Source organism: Caulobacter sp. GW821-FHT11E10, assembly GCF_058808375.1.
The window spans coordinates 320,820-336,485 of sequence record NZ_JBXARP010000003.1 but is presented as its reverse complement, the minus strand read 5'-3'; the positions used below and the strand labels follow the sequence as shown (position 1 = coordinate 336,485).

The 15,666-nt window shown below is 67.1% G+C and carries 13 protein-coding genes, 1 tRNA gene and 1 pseudogene; 5 read left to right on the top strand and 10 right to left on the bottom strand.

Features of this window, described 5'->3' with window-relative positions:
* The first annotated feature begins 31 nt into the window (after positions 1-31).
* Entirely contained in the window at positions 32-457 is a 426-nt protein-coding gene (locus AC1RRV_RS07615) for an Hsp20 family protein (RefSeq protein ID WP_492858990.1), read from the top strand.
* Between the two features lie 117 nt (positions 458-574).
* A complete protein-coding gene (locus AC1RRV_RS07610) occupies positions 575-844 on the top strand; it encodes a DUF1150 family protein (RefSeq protein ID WP_492858989.1) in 270 nt (89 codons plus the stop codon).
* 60 nt (positions 845-904) lie between these two features.
* On the opposite strand, the gene ptsN is transcribed toward AC1RRV_RS07610, so the two are convergent.
* The 9 genes and pseudogenes from ptsN to AC1RRV_RS07565 form a co-directional block, all read right to left on the bottom strand.
* Positions 905-1,369: a PTS IIA-like nitrogen regulatory protein PtsN gene (gene ptsN / locus AC1RRV_RS07605; protein WP_492858987.1), complete on the bottom strand. Its 465-nt coding sequence runs from the start codon at positions 1,367-1,369 to the stop codon at positions 905-907.
* Positions 1,370-1,455: 86 nt separating this feature from the next.
* Positions 1,456-2,088 carry a ribosome hibernation-promoting factor, HPF/YfiA family gene (gene hpf, locus AC1RRV_RS07600; protein ID WP_492858986.1) on the bottom strand — a complete coding sequence of 211 codons (633 nt, stop codon included), beginning with the start codon at positions 2,086-2,088 and terminating at the stop codon, positions 1,456-1,458.
* A 51-nt stretch (positions 2,089-2,139) separates the two neighbouring features.
* On the bottom strand, positions 2,140-2,754 hold the full coding sequence (locus AC1RRV_RS07595) for an exopolysaccharide biosynthesis protein (protein WP_492858985.1): 615 nt from the start codon (positions 2,752-2,754) through the stop codon (positions 2,140-2,142).
* Positions 2,755-2,808: 54 nt separating this feature from the next.
* Positions 2,809-4,302 (bottom strand): RNA polymerase factor sigma-54, encoded by a 1,494-nt coding sequence (rpoN, locus tag AC1RRV_RS07590; protein WP_492858984.1) that lies wholly within the window; start codon positions 4,300-4,302, stop codon positions 2,809-2,811.
* A 204-nt stretch (positions 4,303-4,506) separates the two neighbouring features.
* Positions 4,507-5,265 (bottom strand): LPS export ABC transporter ATP-binding protein, encoded by a 759-nt coding sequence (gene lptB / locus AC1RRV_RS07585; RefSeq protein WP_492858983.1) that lies wholly within the window; start codon positions 5,263-5,265, stop codon positions 4,507-4,509.
* A 7-nt stretch (positions 5,266-5,272) separates the two neighbouring features.
* Positions 5,273-5,833 carry an LptA/OstA family protein gene (locus AC1RRV_RS07580; RefSeq protein ID WP_492858982.1) on the bottom strand — a complete coding sequence of 187 codons (561 nt, stop codon included), beginning with the start codon at positions 5,831-5,833 and terminating at the stop codon, positions 5,273-5,275.
* A 60-nt stretch (positions 5,834-5,893) separates the two neighbouring features.
* A pseudogene (gene lptC / locus AC1RRV_RS07575) lies at positions 5,894-6,558 on the bottom strand (LPS export ABC transporter periplasmic protein LptC).
* Complete coding sequence (locus tag AC1RRV_RS07570) at positions 6,525-7,142, bottom strand: ribonuclease D (protein WP_492858981.1); 618 nt, start codon at positions 7,140-7,142, stop codon at positions 6,525-6,527. Before AC1RRV_RS07570 ends, lptC begins: the two are co-directional and overlap by 34 nt.
* 207 nt (positions 7,143-7,349) lie before the next feature.
* A tRNA-Leu gene (locus AC1RRV_RS07565) sits at positions 7,350-7,436 on the bottom strand.
* A 156-nt stretch (positions 7,437-7,592) separates the two neighbouring features.
* Between AC1RRV_RS07565 and AC1RRV_RS07560 the strand changes: the two genes are divergently transcribed.
* The gene (locus AC1RRV_RS07560) at positions 7,593-8,558 is read left to right on the top strand and encodes a complex I NDUFA9 subunit family protein (RefSeq protein ID WP_492858980.1); all 966 of its coding nucleotides are present in this window, start codon (positions 7,593-7,595) and stop codon (positions 8,556-8,558) included.
* A gap of 80 nt (positions 8,559-8,638) precedes the next feature.
* On the opposite strand, the gene AC1RRV_RS07555 is transcribed toward AC1RRV_RS07560, so the two are convergent.
* A complete protein-coding gene (locus AC1RRV_RS07555) occupies positions 8,639-9,442 on the bottom strand; it encodes an undecaprenyl-diphosphate phosphatase (protein WP_492858979.1) in 804 nt (267 codons plus the stop codon).
* Positions 9,443-9,670: 228 nt separating this feature from the next.
* Here AC1RRV_RS07555 and AC1RRV_RS07550 point away from each other — a divergent pair, with 228 nt between their 5' ends.
* Both AC1RRV_RS07550 and gltB read left to right on the top strand, forming a co-directional pair.
* On the top strand, positions 9,671-11,119 hold the full coding sequence (locus tag AC1RRV_RS07550) for an NAD(P)-dependent oxidoreductase (RefSeq protein ID WP_492858978.1): 1,449 nt from the start codon (positions 9,671-9,673) through the stop codon (positions 11,117-11,119).
* A gap of 18 nt (positions 11,120-11,137) precedes the next feature.
* A complete protein-coding gene (gene gltB / locus AC1RRV_RS07545) occupies positions 11,138-15,661 on the top strand; it encodes a glutamate synthase large subunit (RefSeq protein ID WP_492858977.1) in 4,524 nt (1,507 codons plus the stop codon).
* Positions 15,662-15,666 lie beyond the last annotated feature (5 nt).

The following is a 15,666-nucleotide window of genomic DNA, read 5'->3' as shown; positions in this document are numbered from 1 at the left end:
CGAACGAAGTCGCTTGAGCGAGGACTTCGCGATGAACCGGACGATCCTGTTCGATAGCCCCTTTCTGTTGGGCTTCGAGCACACCCGAGACCTGATCGAGCGCGCCGCCAAGGCCGCCTCGGAAAGCTATCCGCCCTACAATGTCGAGCAGGCCGACGACGGCGGCGTGCGCATTACCCTGGCCGTGGCCGGTTTCTCGCCCGATCAGCTTCAGGTCACGGTCGAGGGCGGCCAGCTGATCGTGGCCGGCAAGCGCGACCCCGACGGGCGCACGGAGGCCGAGCGAGCCTTCCTGCATCGCGGGATCGCCGCCCGGGGCTTCGTACGCACCTTCGTGCTCGCCGAGGGCATGGACGTCACCGCCGCCACACTCGAGCACGGCCTGCTACACATCGATCTGGCCCGCCCGGAGCCGGAGCGCCTGATCAAGCGCATTCCTATTCGCAGCGTCGGCTGACACAGCCCGCGCGGCCCATTCACAGCGCGGCGGAGGCCGCGCGGAACTCGCATCTCTCGACGCGGCTCTGAACCGGCCGGGAAACGGCGCGTTCCCTCATTCAAGGAGGTGGTCATCATGACGCCCAACACCCATCACAGCCCGCTTTTCACAAGCGAAGCTTTCGCGGCCCTTGGCGCGCCCGACCTCGTCTATGTCCGGCCGATCAGGGCCGCCGAGATCCTCGCCGACGTCCCGGAGGGCGTGGAGGACTTCAATCTGGCGCCCGACCAGACCCTCTATGCGGTGTGTCGCGCCGATGGCGCGCGCCTGGCCGTCATGATCGACCGGGACACGGCCATCGCGGCCGCCCTGGCCCATGAACTGGCCCCGGTGTCGGTCCACTAGCCCGGAAACGAAAAGAGGGCCCCGCAGGGCCCTCTGACGTCCTCAGCCGATTACTCCCCGTCACGCCGCCGTGCTGGCCGCTTCATGGGTCAGCAGCACATGGATCGCGTCGGCCGAGCGCGCTTGGCGCAATGCGGCCCGCATCTCGGGCTGGCGCATCATCCGCGCCATCCGCGCAAGGGCGCGCAGGTGCTGGGCGTTGGCTTCGCGCGGGGCGAACAAGGCCATCAGCAGATCAACAGGCTTGTCGTCGAGCGCGTCGAACGCGACGGGCGTATCCAGGCGCACCACGACCGCGCGGACACGGTCCAGGCCGTCAAGGCGCGCGTGCGGAATGGCGACGCCCTCGCCCACGCCGGTTGAGCCGGCGGCCTCGCGGTCGACCAGACCTTCAAGAATGATGTCGGCGTTGACGCCCAGAACGCGGGCGGCGACGTCGGCGACCATCGAAAGGGCCTGGCGCTTGCCGGGAGCACTGACGCGTAGCGCCACCGCTCCGGGCTCCAGAAGATCGCCAATGGTCATGGACTTATAACGCTCGCTCGTTGTCGACCGCCTTGGCGCCGTCGCCGAAAATCCGCCGACGACGCCTCCAACCATGACTGGCCGGTTTAGCTCGCGGTGGACCCGTGCCCATTCAGCGACTTCGTGCGTTCGGGGTCGATCCAGCCGATATTCCCGTCTGGACGCCGGTACACCACGGACAATCCGCCGTGAGCGGCGTTCCTAAACACGATTGCTGGGTAGGCGGTCAAGTCCAGTTCCATGACAGCCATGGAAACGGTCATCGTCTTAACGGCGGCCTGGGTTTCCGCGATGACCATCGCCGCGGGCGCGCCCGTCGGGTGATCGGTGTCTGCTTCCCAGTCGTGTTCCTCGCCCTCGTCGACCTCGGGCGCCCGGAGAACGAACATGGCGGCGTTCTCGACCTGCTTGGCCGTAGCCGCGGCCGAGTGGCTCTTGAGCCGCCTCTTGTATCGTCGAATCCGGGTGTCGATCTTGGCCAGGGCCGCGTCGAACGCCGCGTGAGCGTCGCCTCCGGAGCCATGGCTGATGAGTTGCTGACCCGAAGCCAGTTTTACCGAGCAATCGACACGGAAGGCGTAGCCATCCTTGCTGACCACGACCTCGGCGGCGCCGCCTCGGTCGAAGTATTTCCCAATGCTCAGGGTGATTTCGTCGGAGACTCGCGCTCGCAGAGCCTCACCAACGTCGACATGCTTGCCGGAGACTTGGACTTGCATGAGCTAACAACGCGCCTGTCCGGGACGGGTGTCAAGCGGCGCCTGAATTGGTCAGAGCAGACCTGAAAACACGCCGATCAGCTTGCGGACAGCCATCACCACGACATGGGCGCTGACGAACAAAAGCGCCCCGCTGCCGAGCGCCATCAGGTAGCCGAGCAAGGCCAGAATTCCGTCCCTCTGGAGCAGCGCCAGGGCCAGGACGGCGACCGTCGCGCCGGGCGCCAGGTTGCCCAACGGAATGGGCAGGACCAGCACCAGGGCCAGCAAGGTGCAGACCACGCCGATGGCGCGCTCGCCCAGGGGCGTGAACATGGGTCGCAGCCGAGGACGGGTGATCAGCTCCATGCTGCGAACGATCGGACCCAGGCGGCGGAAGAGCCCTCGCAGGTCGTCGCGCTTCAGCGGCCTTTCCATCAGGCCGCGCGGCAGCCAGGGCGTATCGGCGCCCATGGCGATCTGCGGGGCCAGGAACAGGATCGGCAGGGACAGGAGGGTCGAGGACCCCGGCGGCAGGGGTAGGGTGTTGAGCAGCCCGAAGACCAGCAGCATGGCCCCGAAGGCCCGGCTGTCGAAGGCGGCCAGCATCTCACCGACGGTCAGGGTCGGGCTGGCGTCCTCGCCGAACCCCTCGATCACGTCCGCCAGACTCTTCTCGATCATCAAATCCTCGTCACGGCCCGCACTGGAACGCGCGAGAGGCATATTGGGAGGCGGCGGCTAGACCGCTTCCTTCATCAGGCGCCGGCGCTCGACCGAGGACGGGATGCGCAGGGCCTCCCGGTACTTGGCCACGGTCCGACGCGCGATGTCGACCCCGGCGGCCTTGAGAATTTCCACGATGGCGTCATCGGAGTGCACGTCGGCCTCCGTCTTCTCGGCGTCGACCAGGCCCTTGATCTTATGGCGGACGCTGGCCGCCGAGTGGGCCTCGCCGCCTTCCGACGACTGGATGGCCGAGGTGAAGAAGAATTTCAGCTCGAACACCCCGCGCGGCGTGGCGATGTACTTGTTCGAGGTGACCCGGCTGACCGTGCTCTCGTGCATGCCGATCGCGTCGGCGACGGTCTTCAGGTTCAGCGGGCGCAGGTGCTCCACGCCGAAGGCCAGGAAGCCGTCCTGCTGGCGCACGATCTCGCTGGAGACCTTCAGGATAGTCTTGGCGCGCTGATCCAGGCTCTTCACCAGCCAGTTGGCGGTGGCCATGCAGTCGGCGACGAAGGTCTTCTCCTGGTCGCTGCGCGCGCCCTTGGACACGCGGGCGTGGTAGCGCTGGTCGACCAGCACGCGGGGCAGGGTGTCGGTGTTCAATTCGACGTGCCACATGCCGCCCAGGCCCTCGCGGACCATCACGTCCGGCACCAGGGTCTCGGCCGTTTCGGTGTGGTAGGCCGCGCCCGGACGCGGATTCAGCGAACGGATCTCGGCGACCATGTCGCGCAGATCCTCGTCGTCGACGCCGCAGAGACGGCGTAGCGAGGTCATGTCGCGCTTGGCCAGCAGCTCGAGATTGTCGAGCAGGGCGGCCATGCACGGGTCGTAGCGGTTCAGGTCCTTCAGCTGCAGCGCCAGGCACTCGCGGACGTCGCGAGCGAAGACGCCGACCGGCTCGAAGCCCTGCAGGACAGTGAGGGTTTCCTCGACCATCTCCAGCTTGCAGCCCAGGCGGACGGCCAGCTCGACGACGTCCAGGCGCAGGTAGCCGCCCTCGTCGACCGCGTCGATCAGGATCTCGGCGATGGCGTTGCGGGCGGGCGTAAGGCCCGCTTGGACCAGTTGGGCGCGAAGGTGAGCGGAAAGGGTCGGGGTGTCGGTCAGGGCGCGTTCGTAGCTGTCGTCGCCCTCGAACGAGCCGCCGCCGCCGGCGCGCGACCAGTCGATCTGGCCGCCGGCCTGTTCGGCTTCCGCGCCGTCCCCGGTCGCGCGTTCGCCCGGCGAGACATCGTCGGACGGGGCGTCCATCTCGCGGCCGGCCGTCGTGTCGGCCACGGCGTCGACCTGAGTCAGGCTGACGTCGCGTACGGCCTCGACCTCACCCGCCGGCTCGTGCTCGCCCTCGTCGCGTTGCAGGAGCGGGTTGCGCTCCAGCTCGGCTTCGACGAAGGCGTCGAGCTCGATGTTCGACAGTTGCAGCAGCTTGATGGCCTGCTGCAGCTGCGGGGTGATGACAAGGCCCTGACCCTGGCGGATCTCGAGGCGGTGGCTGAGCGCCAATGCGCCCTCCTGACAAATCGAAAAACTTCGACCGCCATTGAAGGGCCTGTTTGGTTAACGGCTCGCCAACGCCTGCAAATCTTGGGCCGGTGCGACGTTCCGCCCCGGAAAAGATCGTGCCAAGTGCGCAAGGCCTTATACGACAAGGGCTTGCACCCGGCCTCGACAGTGTCGCAGGCGCCTTTTGCCTACCCCCTGCGCGGATCAGTCCCCGAGGCGAGGCTCGGAGAAGCTGTCGCCCAGATAGACCCGCTTAACTTCCGGGTTGTCGACGATCTCGCGCGGCGAGCCCTCGAACAGCACTTCGCCGGCGTGGATGATCGAAGCGCGGTCGATGATGTCCAGCGTCTCACGGACGTTGTGGTCGGTGATCAGGATGCCGATGCCGCGACCCTTGAGGTAGCCGATCACCTCACGGATGTCGGCGATGGCCAGGGGATCGATGCCGGCGAACGGCTCGTCGAGCAGCATGAAGGACGGTTCGCTGGCGAGGGCGCGGGCGATTTCCACGCGGCGTCGCTCACCGCCCGACAGGGCTACGGCGGGCGACTTGCGGATGTGGGTGATGCGCAGTTCTTCCAGGATGCTGGTGACCTGCTCGCGCGCCTTGCGCGGGTCCTTCTGGCGCATCTCGACCACGGCCATGACGTTCTGCTCGACCGTCATGCCCCGGAAGATCGAGGCCTCCTGCGGCAGATAGCCGACGCCCAGGCGGGCGCGCTGGAACATCGGCTGCGAGGTGATGTTCTCGCCGTCCAGATAGATCGCGCCATAGTCGGCGGCGATCAGACCCGTGACCATGTAGAAGCAGGTGGTCTTACCGGCCCCGTTCGGGCCCAGCAGGCCGGCCACCTCACCGCGCTTGAGGCGCAGGGAGACGTTCTTGACGACCGGGCGGTCGCCGAACGACTTGCCGACGGAATCGACGAACAGGCCGTCCATGTCGTTGGAGGTCAGGGTCATGCAGATCCTACTGGCGCTGGGCGGGCTGTTCGGCCGCGGCCGGCGCGTCGGTCTTCTTGGTGTCCTCCTGATAGAACACCGCGCGCACCCGGCGCTGCGAGGTCCGACCAGGACTGTTGGATTCCAGCTTGGCGTCGTTGGTCTTGGTGTTGACCGTCAGGCGGTCGCCCCGCGCCACGTCCTTGCCCTTGACCAGAACCACGTCGCCGGTGATCACGGCGATGCTGTTGTCGAAGGTGTAGACCGCGCGATCGCCGCGCGCCTGCTGGGTGTCGCTGACCATGAACACGCCGCCCTCGGCTTCCATCCGCTGGGCGTTGCCGCAGCCGTTGGCGTTGTCGGGCGTCGGCTTCTTGGCGTTGAAGATCGTGACCTTCTGGGCGCGCATCCGCGAACGGTTCTGCAAGATCTCCACATTGCCCGTGAAGATGATGATGCACTTGCTGTTGATCGTTTCCTGGTTGTCGGCCGACACGTCGACCGGCGCGCTCGAATCGCCCTGCTGGGCGTAGGCCGAGCCGCTGGCCAGGATCAACGCGGTCGCCACTGCGGCCGTCCATCGCTTCATCAGAACCATGTCCTTATCCGTCGCGGTTCGCCTCGTACGCGAACCTGCGCCATTTCTTCTTTACTGCCGTTCGAACCGCGCGCGAACCCCGCCTCGGAAGACGATGCGATCGCCCTTGTCATATACGGAGTAGGCTTGAGATTGCACCTGTCCGGTGGGGCCTTCGCCATTCATCGTGCTTTCGCCGGTCACATCGCCGGTCCGGGTGTCGACGGAAGACTCTTCCGAAGCGAACCGGTAGCCGGCGCCGTCGTCGAGCCTCACATCGTTCTTCAGCTGCAGACCGAACGTATCCTGGCGATAGACACCATGCTTGGCGGTCATGCGCGTGGGGGTCGGCGAGCCGAGATCCAGGGTCAGGGCCGGGTCCTCGAGAAAGATCCGTCGCGGATCGTCGTCATCGCGGATCGCCGAGCGCGCGGTGATCATGAAGCTGCGCCCATCGGTCGACTGACCGTAGAAGCGCGGCGTGATCAGGCGAATTTCGGTCTTGGCCTCGGCCGGCGGATTAGCGGCGGCCATGTAGGTGCGCCAGCCGACCTGCGAGGCGGCGATCAGCAGCAGACCGCCGATCGCGGCGGGCAGCAGGATGCGGGCCGCCATGACGCGGCGCGAGCGACGTCGCCAGCGCGCGAGATCGGCGCTGATGGCTCGTTCGGTCATGACCGCGGTGGGGTGCATCAGCCGTCCGTCAGCTGTGGGCGAAGATGTCGACATCCTCCCAACCGGCCAGATCCAGCGAGGCGCGGTGGGGGAGATAGTCGAAAGCGGCCTGGGCCAGGGCCATGCGGCCCTCGCGTTCCAGCATGATGTTCAGCTTGTCGCGCAAGGCGTGCAGGTGCAGCACGTCCGAGGCGGCGTAGGCCACCTGGTCGGCGCTCAGCGACGCCGCGCCCCAATCCGACGACTGCTGGGCCTTGGACAGCTCCACGCTCAGCAGTTCGCGCGTCACGTCCTTCAGGCCGTGGCGGTCGGTATAGGTGCGGGCCAGCTTCGAGGCGATCTTGGTGCAGTAGACGGGCGCGGTCACGACTCCCAGATGGAGTTCGAACATGGCGATATCAAAGCGTCCGAAGTGAAAAAGCTTCAGAATGGACGGATCGGTCAGCAGGGCCTTGAGATTCGGGCAGTCATAGGCCGGACGTTTCAGGCGCACGACGTGGGCGTCGCCATCGCCCGACGACAGCTGGACCACGCACAGCGGGTCGCGACCCAGGCGCAGGCCCATGGTCTCGGAATCGATCGCGATGATGCTCGCCCCGGCGAACACGCCATCGGGCAGGTCGCCCTCGTGAATGAAATTGGCCAAGTCTCAGAAGTCTCCGGCGAACCTTTTATCGTTGGCGCGTGACGGTCGCCGAAACCGGAATCCACTTTCGGCTGTCACGCTTCGACGCGCGACGCGTCGAACCACGCGCCCATCATAGGCGCGCGTCACTTATACTCACGATGAACGGGATATCTATCTCGGGAGTTCGGCGCCACCCCCGCTTCTTCTGAAGAAGCTGAACAAGGGTGGTGCCCAGGAGAGGACTCGAACCTCCACGACCTTTCGGTCACTGGCACCTGAAGCCAGCGCGTCTACCAATTCCGCCACCTGGGCTCGCGGTGGCAACCGGTTAGGTCGCCGCGAGGCCGGGACGTTTAGGGAAAGCCTCCGGCCGCGTCAACAGGCAAAAATCGACAAGTCGTGATTTCATTGCGAAGCCGCTCCCAGTCGTCTAATTCCCGCGTCATCGCTTTGCGACGAGGAATGAAGATGCAGGGTCTGGTCACGGTGTTCGGCGGCACGGGTTTCGTGGGCGGCCAGGTCGTGCGCGCTCTGGCCAAGGCGGGCCATCGGGTGCGGGTGGCCGTGCGCCAGCCGAACCTCGCCTATCGCATGCGCATGCTGGGTGATGTCGGCCAGATCGAGGTCGTTCAGGCCAATGTCCGCAACGCCGCCTCGGTGGCGCGCGCGCTCGACGGCGCCGAAGCCTGCGTGAACCTGGTGGGCGTGCTCTGGGAGACCGGCCGTCAGAAATTCCAGTCGCTGCACGTCATGGGCGCCAAGACCGTGGCCGAGACCGCGGCCAAGGCCGGCGTCAAGCATCTGGTCCACGTCAGCGCCCTGGGCGCCAATGCGGATTCGGAGTCGAAATATTTCCGCACCAAGGCCGAGGGCGAAGCCGCCGTCCGCGCCGCCTACCCGGGCGCGACGATCGTGCGCCCGTCGCTGGTGTTCGGCGTCGACGACAAGTTCTTCAACAAGTTCGCCCAGATCGCGGCCTTGTCGCCGATCATGCCGCTGGTCGGCGGTGACACCCGCGTGCAGCCGGTGTTCGTCGCCGACCTCGCCGCCGTGATCGCCAAGGCAGCCGCCAGCCCGGCCGCGGTCGGCGTGACCTATGAACTGGGCGGCCCGACCGTCTACACGATGCGTGAGATCATGCAGCTGGTGCTGACCGAGACCGGCCGCGCCCGCCCGCTGGCCCCGTTGCCCTGGCCGATCGCCGCGCTGATCGGCTCGCTGGGCGATATCCAGGGCTCGATCATCCCCTGGACCCCGCCGCTGACCTCCGATCAGGTCGAGATGCTGAAGAGCGACAATGTCGCCGAGCACGGCCTGCCGGGCCTGGCCGAGGCCGGCGTCACCGCCACGGCCGTCGAGGCGGTGGTCCCGACCTATCTCTATCGCTACCGCAAGGGCGGCCAGTACGCCGAGACCCCGGCGGGGGCGTTCTAGGCCTCCGAGCCGAGCTCAAGAAAAAGGGCGGACGCCGCGAGGCGCCCGCCCTTCTTTGTTTTCGACCTTTCGCCGCTGGCTCAGTGGTGCAGGTAAAGCACCGCCAGCCCACCGATCCCGACGACGATCCGCCACCAGGCGAAGGGCGCGAAGCCGCGCTTGCCGACGAAGTCGAGCATGTACTTCACGACCACCAAGCCCGACAGGAACGAGACCACGAAGCCGATGGCCACGATGCTCACATGGCCGGCGTCGAGGGCGTCGCGGTTCTTGTAGACGTCCAGGGCGAAGGCCCCGACCATGATCGGGATGGCCATGAAAAAGCTGAACTCGGCCGCCGCCCGGCGTTCGATGCCGAACAGCATGGAGCCGACGATGGTCGAGCCCGAACGCGACACGCCGGGGACCAGAGACAGGCATTGGAACAGGCCCACGATCAGCGCCTTGTGCAGCGGCAGGGCCATGGCGTCGTGATCGACGGCCGGCGGGGCCTTCTTGTCGATGAACAGCAGGATCACCCCGCCGATCAGCAGCGACCAGCAGATGATCAGCGGGCTCTCGAACAGAAATTTCTTGATCAGGTCGTGGAGCAGCAGCCCGGCCACGAAGGCCGGGGCGCAGGCGACGATGACGCTCAGCGCGAAGCGACGGGCCTCCGGCTTGGTCGGCAGGCCGATCAGCGCGCCCCACAGCTTCTGGAAATAGAGCGCCACCACCGCCAGGATCGCCCCCAGCTGGATCAGCACGATGAAGGTGTCCCAGGACGGATCCTTCAGCCCCATGGCCGTCTTGGCCAGTAGCAGGTGGCCGGTGGAGGAGACGGGGATGAACTCCGTCAGGCCCTCGACCAGACCCAGGATAATGGCGCTCAACCAGTCAGGCATGTCTTGGCTCCAGATGCCGTCCTGGGGTGCGCCCGACACGGTAAATAGGCCGTAAATCCATAAAGTGGACTATTTATACCTATCGTTGCGAGTCGATCTCAAAGACCATGCCCGAGACGCGGATATATAAGTCTATATTTTTGACCACCACATTCTTCTTGCCCCAAAGAGTCCGTATTAGGCCCGCCTGAGCAATTTTTCTCCCGTGCCGGGGATAAGGGAAGTCGCATGGCCGAGCGCATGCTGAAATTCACGACGGTGACCCGCAAGACGCCTGAAAAGCGCGCGGCCACTGAGCGTTCGGGCGACTTCCACGAGATCTACGCCGACTTCATCGACGCGAAAGCCAACGAGCAGGCCTCGCGTTGTTCGCAGTGCGGCGTGCCGTTCTGCCAGACCCACTGCCCGCTGCACAACAACATCCCCGACTGGCTGCGGATGACCGCCGAGGGGCGCCTGGAAGAGGCCTATGCCCTGTCTCAGGCGACCAATTCCATGCCGGAAGTCTGCGGCAGGATCTGCCCCCAGGACCGCCTGTGCGAAGGCAACTGCGTGATCGAGCAGTCGGGCCACGGCACGGTGACCATCGGTTCGGTCGAACGCTACCTGACCGACAAGGCCTGGGAGAACGGCTGGGTGAAGCCGCTCGTATCCAAGGAAGCCCGCGGCCAGTCGATCGGCATCGTCGGCGCCGGCCCCGCCGGCCTGTCCGCCGCCGAGAAGCTGCGCGAGGAAGGCTACGCCGTCACCGTCTATGACCGCCACGACCGCGCCGGCGGCCTGCTGATCTACGGCATCCCCGGCTTCAAGCTGGAAAAGGACGTCGTCGAGCGCCGCACCCAGCGCCTGGCCGACGGCGGCGTCGAGTTCAAGCTGGGCTTCGAGGTCGGCAAGGACGCCAGCCTGGAAGACCTGCGCGCCAAGCACGACGCGGTGCTGATCGCCGTCGGCGTCTACGCCGCGCGGGATCTGACCGTGCCCGGCGGCGGTAGCAAGGGCGTCGTGCCCGCGCTGGACTATCTGATCGCCTCCAACCGCCTGAACCTGGGCGACGCCGTGCCGGCCTTCGAGTCGGGCGAGCTGAACGCCGAGGGCAAGGACGTGGTCGTGGTCGGCGGCGGCGACACCGCCATGGACTGCGTGCGCACGGCCATCCGCCAGGGCGCCTCGTCGGTCACCTGCCTCTATCGCCGCGACAAGGCCAACATGCCCGGCTCGATGCGCGAAGTGTCGAACGCCGAGGAAGAAGGCGTCACCTTCGAGTGGCTGGCCGCCCCCCGCGCCCTGTCGGGCGAGGCCGAGGCCGTCGCCGGCGTGCGCGCCATCCGCATGCGCCTGGGCGCCCCGGACGCCTCGGGCCGCCAGAGCCCCGAGGAAATCCCCGGCGGCGATTTCGACCGTCCGGCCCAACTGGTGGTCAAGGCCCTGGGCTTCGAGCCCGAGAACCTGCCGCAGGACTGGTCGGCGCCGGACCTGAAGGTCACGCGCTGGGGCACGGTCAAGGCCGACGTCCGCAACCAGATGACCAATCTCGACGGCGTGTTCGCCGCCGGCGACATCGTCCGCGGCGCCTCGCTGGTCGTCTGGGCGATCAAGGACGGCCGCGACGCCGCCGACGCCATCCACCGCTACCTGCAGGCCAAGGTCAGCGCGCCCGCGCTGATCGCGGCGGAATAAGAGAGAGGACCCAAGACCATGAACGAGATGGACCTCTATCTGAAGAACCGCCAGGCCCTGATCGACGGCCACGCCTATGACCCCTCGACCGAGCGTGACGCGTGCGGCGTCGGCCTGGTCTGCGCCATCGACGGCAAGCCGCGCCGCGAGGTCGTCGAGCTGGCGATCAAGGCCCTGAAGGCCCTCTGGCACCGGGGCGCAATCGACGCGGACGGCAAGACCGGCGACGGCGCCGGCGTGCTGGTCTCGGTCCCGCAGGACTTCTTTATCGACCAGGTGCGCCGCACGGGCCACGCCCTGCGCTCGGGCCCGATCGCGGTCGGTCAGATCTTCCTGCCGCGCACTGACCTGGGCGCCCAGGAGGCCTGCCGCACGATCGTCGAGGCCGAGGCCCTGCGTTTCGGGTTCTACATCTATGGCTGGCGCCAGGTGCCGGTCGACACCTCGGTGATCGGCGAGAAGGCCAACGCCACCCGTCCGGAAATCGAGCAGATCATGCTGGCCGGTCCGGCCGGCCTGGAAGGCGAGGCGCTGGAACGCGCCCTGTTCCTGTGCCGCAAGCGCATCGAAAAGCGCGTCCATGCCCAGAACATCAGCGACTTCTACATCTGCTCGCTGTCGGCCAAGTCGCTGATCTACAAGGGCATGTTCCTCGCCGAGCACATCGACGAGTTCTATCCCGACCTGAAGGACGAGCGCTTCGCCGCCGCCGTGGCGATCTTCCACCAGCGCTACTCGACCAACACCTTCCCGCAGTGGCGCCTGGCCCAGCCCTTCCGGATGCTCGCCCACAACGGCGAGATCAATACGGTCAAGGGCAACGTCAACTGGATGAAGTCCCACGAGATCAAGATGGCCGCCCAGGCCTTCGGCGAGTTCGGGGATGACGTGAAGCCGGTGATCCAGCCGGGCGGCTCGGACAGCGCCAACCTCGACAACACCTTCGAGGTGCTGGTGCGCGCCGGTCGTGACGCGCCGATGGCCAAGACGCTGCTGGTGCCGGAAGCCAGCAACCCGAAGATGAAGGACGCCCACAAGGCGCTCTACTCGTACTGCAACGCCGTGATGGAGCCCTGGGACGGTCCGGCCGCCCTGTGCGCCACCGACGGCCGCTGGGTCGTGGCCGGCAAGGACCGCTCGGGCCTGCGCCCGCTGCGCGTGGCCTATACCGACGACGGCCTTGTCATCATGGGCTCGGAAGCCGGCATGTGCGGCGTCGAGGAAGCGCGCATCACCCGCAAGCTGGCGATCTCGCCCGGCCGTATGATCGCCATCGACCTGGCCGAGGGCCGCCTGTACGGCGAGAACGAGATCATCGACGAACTGGCCGACCGCCACCCCTACACCGAGTGGCTGGGCAACATGGTGGATCTCGAGAAAGAGATCGGCCCCGGTCCGGAACCGCGCAAGTACGGCCGCGAGGAACTGACCCGTCGCCAGGCCGCCGCCGGCTATTCGCTGGAAGATCTGGAAATGATCCTCGCCCCGATGGTCGAGGACGGTAAGGAAGCCGTCGGCTCGATGGGCGACGACACGCCGCTGGCGGTGCTGTCGGAGAAGTATCGTCCGCTCAGCCACTACTTCCGTCAGAACTTCAGCCAGGTGACCAACCCGCCGATCGACCCCCTGCGGGAGACCGGCGTCATGAGCCTGAAGACCCGCTTCAAGAACCTCGGCAACATCCTGGCCCAGGACGCCGCGCAAGCGGATGTCTACGTGCTGGAAAGCCCCGTGCTGACCACCGGCATGTACGAGCGGATCCACGGCCTGCTGGGCGAGAAGAACGTCGCGGTCATCGACTGCACCATGCCCTTGCCGGCCGAGGAGGCCCGGGGCGGCGACGCCCTGCGCGCCAATCTCGACCGCATCCGCGCCGAGGCCGAGGACGCCGTGCTGCGCGGCTGCGGCGCCATCGTCCTGACCGACGAGGGCAGCGATCAGGGTCGCGTCGGCCTGCCGATGATCCTGGCCACGGGCGGCGTCCACGCCCACCTGGTCGCCAAGGGCCTGCGCTCGTACGTCTCGATCATCGTCCGCTCGGCCGAGTGCCTGGACACGCACTATTTCGCGGTGCTGGTCGGCGTCGGCGCCACGGCGGTCAACGCCTACCTGGCCCAGGAAAGCTTCCAGGACCGCCTGGAGCGCGGCCTCGTCGGCGACAAGACGCTGCGCGACGTCTGCATCAACTTCAAGACGTCCATCGAAGGCGGCCTGCTGAAGATCATCTCCAAGATGGGCATCAGCGTCATCTCGTCGTATCGCGGCGGCTACAACTTCGAAGCCGTCGGCCTGTCGCGCGCCCTGGCCGCCGAGTTCTTCCCCGGCATGCCCTCGCGCATCTCGGGCATCGGCCTGGCCGGCATCGAGAGCAAGACGGTCGAGCTGCACCGCAAGGCCTGGGGCCTGACGGCCATCACCCTGCCGGTCGGCGGCCTCTACAAGTCCCGTCGCTCGGGCGAGGCCCACGCCTTCGAAGCCCGCCTGATGCACACCCTGCAGACGGCCTGCGACACCGGCGACTACGAGCTCTATCGCCGCTGGTCCAACGGCCTGCGCACGCAAAAGCCGATCCAGCTGCGCGACCTGCTGGACTGGCGCTCGGATCGCAACCCGATCTCGACCGACGACGTCGAGAGCGTCAACGAGATTCGCAAACGCTTCGTCACGCCTGGCATGAGCCTCGGCGCCCTCGGCCCCGAAGCCCACGGCGCCCTGAACATCGCCATGAACCGCATCGGAGCCAAGTCGGTCTCGGGCGAAGGCGGCGAGGACAGCGCGCGCTACAAGCCGCTGCCGAACGGCGACAACCCCAACAGCGCCATCAAGCAGGTCGCCTCGGGCCGTTTCGGCGTCACCGCCGAATATCTGAACCAGTGCGTGGAGCTGGAGATCAAGGTCGCTCAGGGCGCCAAGCCCGGCGAGGGCGGCCAGCTGCCCGGCTTCAAGGTCACCGAGATGATCGCTCGCCTGCGTCACTCGACGCCCGGCGTCATGCTGATCAGCCCGCCGCCGCACCACGACATCTACTCGATCGAGGACCTGGCCCAGCTCATCTATGACCTGAAGCAGATCAACCCGATCGCCCGGGTCACGGTGAAGTTGGTCGCGGCCACGGGCATCGGCGCCATCGCCGCCGGCGTGGCCAAGGCCAAGGCCGACGTGATCCTGGTCGCCGGCGGCGTCGGCGGCACGGGCGCCTCGCCCCAGACCTCGGTGAAGTACGCCGGCGGTCCGTGGGAGATGGGCCTGTCGGAAGCCAACCAGGTGCTGACGCTCAACAACCTGCGCCACTCCGTTGTCCTGCGGGCCGACGGCGGCATGCGCACGGGCCGTGACATCGTCATCGCCGCCATGATGGGCGCCGAGGAGTTCGGCATCGGCACCGCCTCGCTGGTGGCGATGGGCTGCATCATGGTGCGCCAGTGTCACTCCAACACCTGCCCGGTCGGGGTCTGCACGCAGGACGAGGCCCTGCGCGCCAAGTTCACCGGCACGCCGGACAAGGTCATCAACCTCTTCACCTTCGTGGCCGAAGAGGTTCGCGAGATCCTGGCGGGCCTGGGCTTCAAGAGCCTGCAGGAAATCGTCGGCCGCACCGACCTGCTGGCGCAGGTCTCGCGCGGCGGCGAGCACCTCGACGACCTCGACCTGAACCCGCTGCTGGTCCGCGCCGATCCCGGCCAGAACAAGCCCTACAACACCGTGGTCGGCCGCAACGAAGTGCCGGACACGCTGGACGCCCAGATCGTCCGCGACGCCGCGCCGCTGCTGGAGCGTGGCGAGAAGATGCAGCTGACCTACACGGTCCGCAGCACCGCCCGCACCATCGGCACGCGCACGTCCAGCCACATCGTCCGCAAGTTCGGCATGAAGGGCCTGCCCGCCGGCCACCTGACCGTCCAGCTCAAGGGCTCGGCCGGCCAGAGCCTGGGCGCCTTCGCGGTCCAGGGCCTGCGCATCGAACTGACCGGCGAGGCCAACGACTATGTCGGCAAGGGCCTGTCGGGCGCGACGATCGTGATCAAGCCGGCGCGGGGCCTCGCGGCTCCGGAGACCAACACCCTGATCGGCAACACCGTGCTGTTCGGCGCCACCTCGGGCCGGCTGTTCGCGGCGGGCCAGGCGGGTGAGCGCTTCGCGGTCCGCAACTCGGGCGCCACGACGGTGGTCGAGGGCTGCGGCGCCAACGGCTGCGAGTACATGACCGGCGGCCAGGTGGTGATCCTGGGCCCGACGGGCGGCAACTTCGGCGCGGGCATGACCGGCGGCATGGCCTTCGTGCTCGACCAGCACGATCGCTTCCTGGACAACACCAACCCGGACAGCATCGTCGTGCAGCGCCTGGCCTCGCCCTACTGGGAAGGCGTCCTGCGCTCGCTGATCGCCGAGCACGCCCGCGAGACGGACTCGGTCTTCGCCGCCACCCTGCTGCGCGACTGGGACCGCGTGCGCGACCAGTTCTGGCAGGTCTGCCCGAAGGAAATGGTCAACCGCCTTCCGCAGCCGCTGGCGGCGGAAGAGGCCGTGCACGAACGGGCCTAGTGGCC

Excerpts from the sequence above, each read along its gene's own strand:
- AC1RRV_RS07560 (WP_492858980.1), top strand. The coding sequence starts at position 7,593 with ATGCAGGGTCTGGTCACGGTGTTCGGCGGCACGGGTTTCGTGGGCGGC.
- AC1RRV_RS07555 (WP_492858979.1), bottom strand. The coding sequence starts at position 9,442 with ATGCCTGACTGGTTGAGCGCCATTATCCTGGGTCTGGTCGAGGGCCTG.
- hpf (WP_492858986.1), bottom strand. The coding sequence starts at position 2,088 with ATGCAAGTCCAAGTCTCCGGCAAGCATGTCGACGTTGGTGAGGCTCTG.
- AC1RRV_RS07580 (WP_492858982.1), bottom strand. The coding sequence starts at position 5,833 with ATGAAGCGATGGACGGCCGCAGTGGCGACCGCGTTGATCCTGGCCAGC.
- AC1RRV_RS07615 (WP_492858990.1), top strand. The coding sequence starts at position 32 with ATGAACCGGACGATCCTGTTCGATAGCCCCTTTCTGTTGGGCTTCGAG.
- lptB (WP_492858983.1), bottom strand. The coding sequence starts at position 5,265 with ATGACCCTGACCTCCAACGACATGGACGGCCTGTTCGTCGATTCCGTC.
- gltB (WP_492858977.1), top strand. The coding sequence starts at position 11,138 with ATGAACGAGATGGACCTCTATCTGAAGAACCGCCAGGCCCTGATCGAC.
- AC1RRV_RS07550 (WP_492858978.1), top strand. The coding sequence starts at position 9,671 with ATGGCCGAGCGCATGCTGAAATTCACGACGGTGACCCGCAAGACGCCT.
- AC1RRV_RS07610 (WP_492858989.1), top strand. The coding sequence starts at position 575 with ATGACGCCCAACACCCATCACAGCCCGCTTTTCACAAGCGAAGCTTTC.
- ptsN (WP_492858987.1), bottom strand. The coding sequence starts at position 1,369 with ATGACCATTGGCGATCTTCTGGAGCCCGGAGCGGTGGCGCTACGCGTC.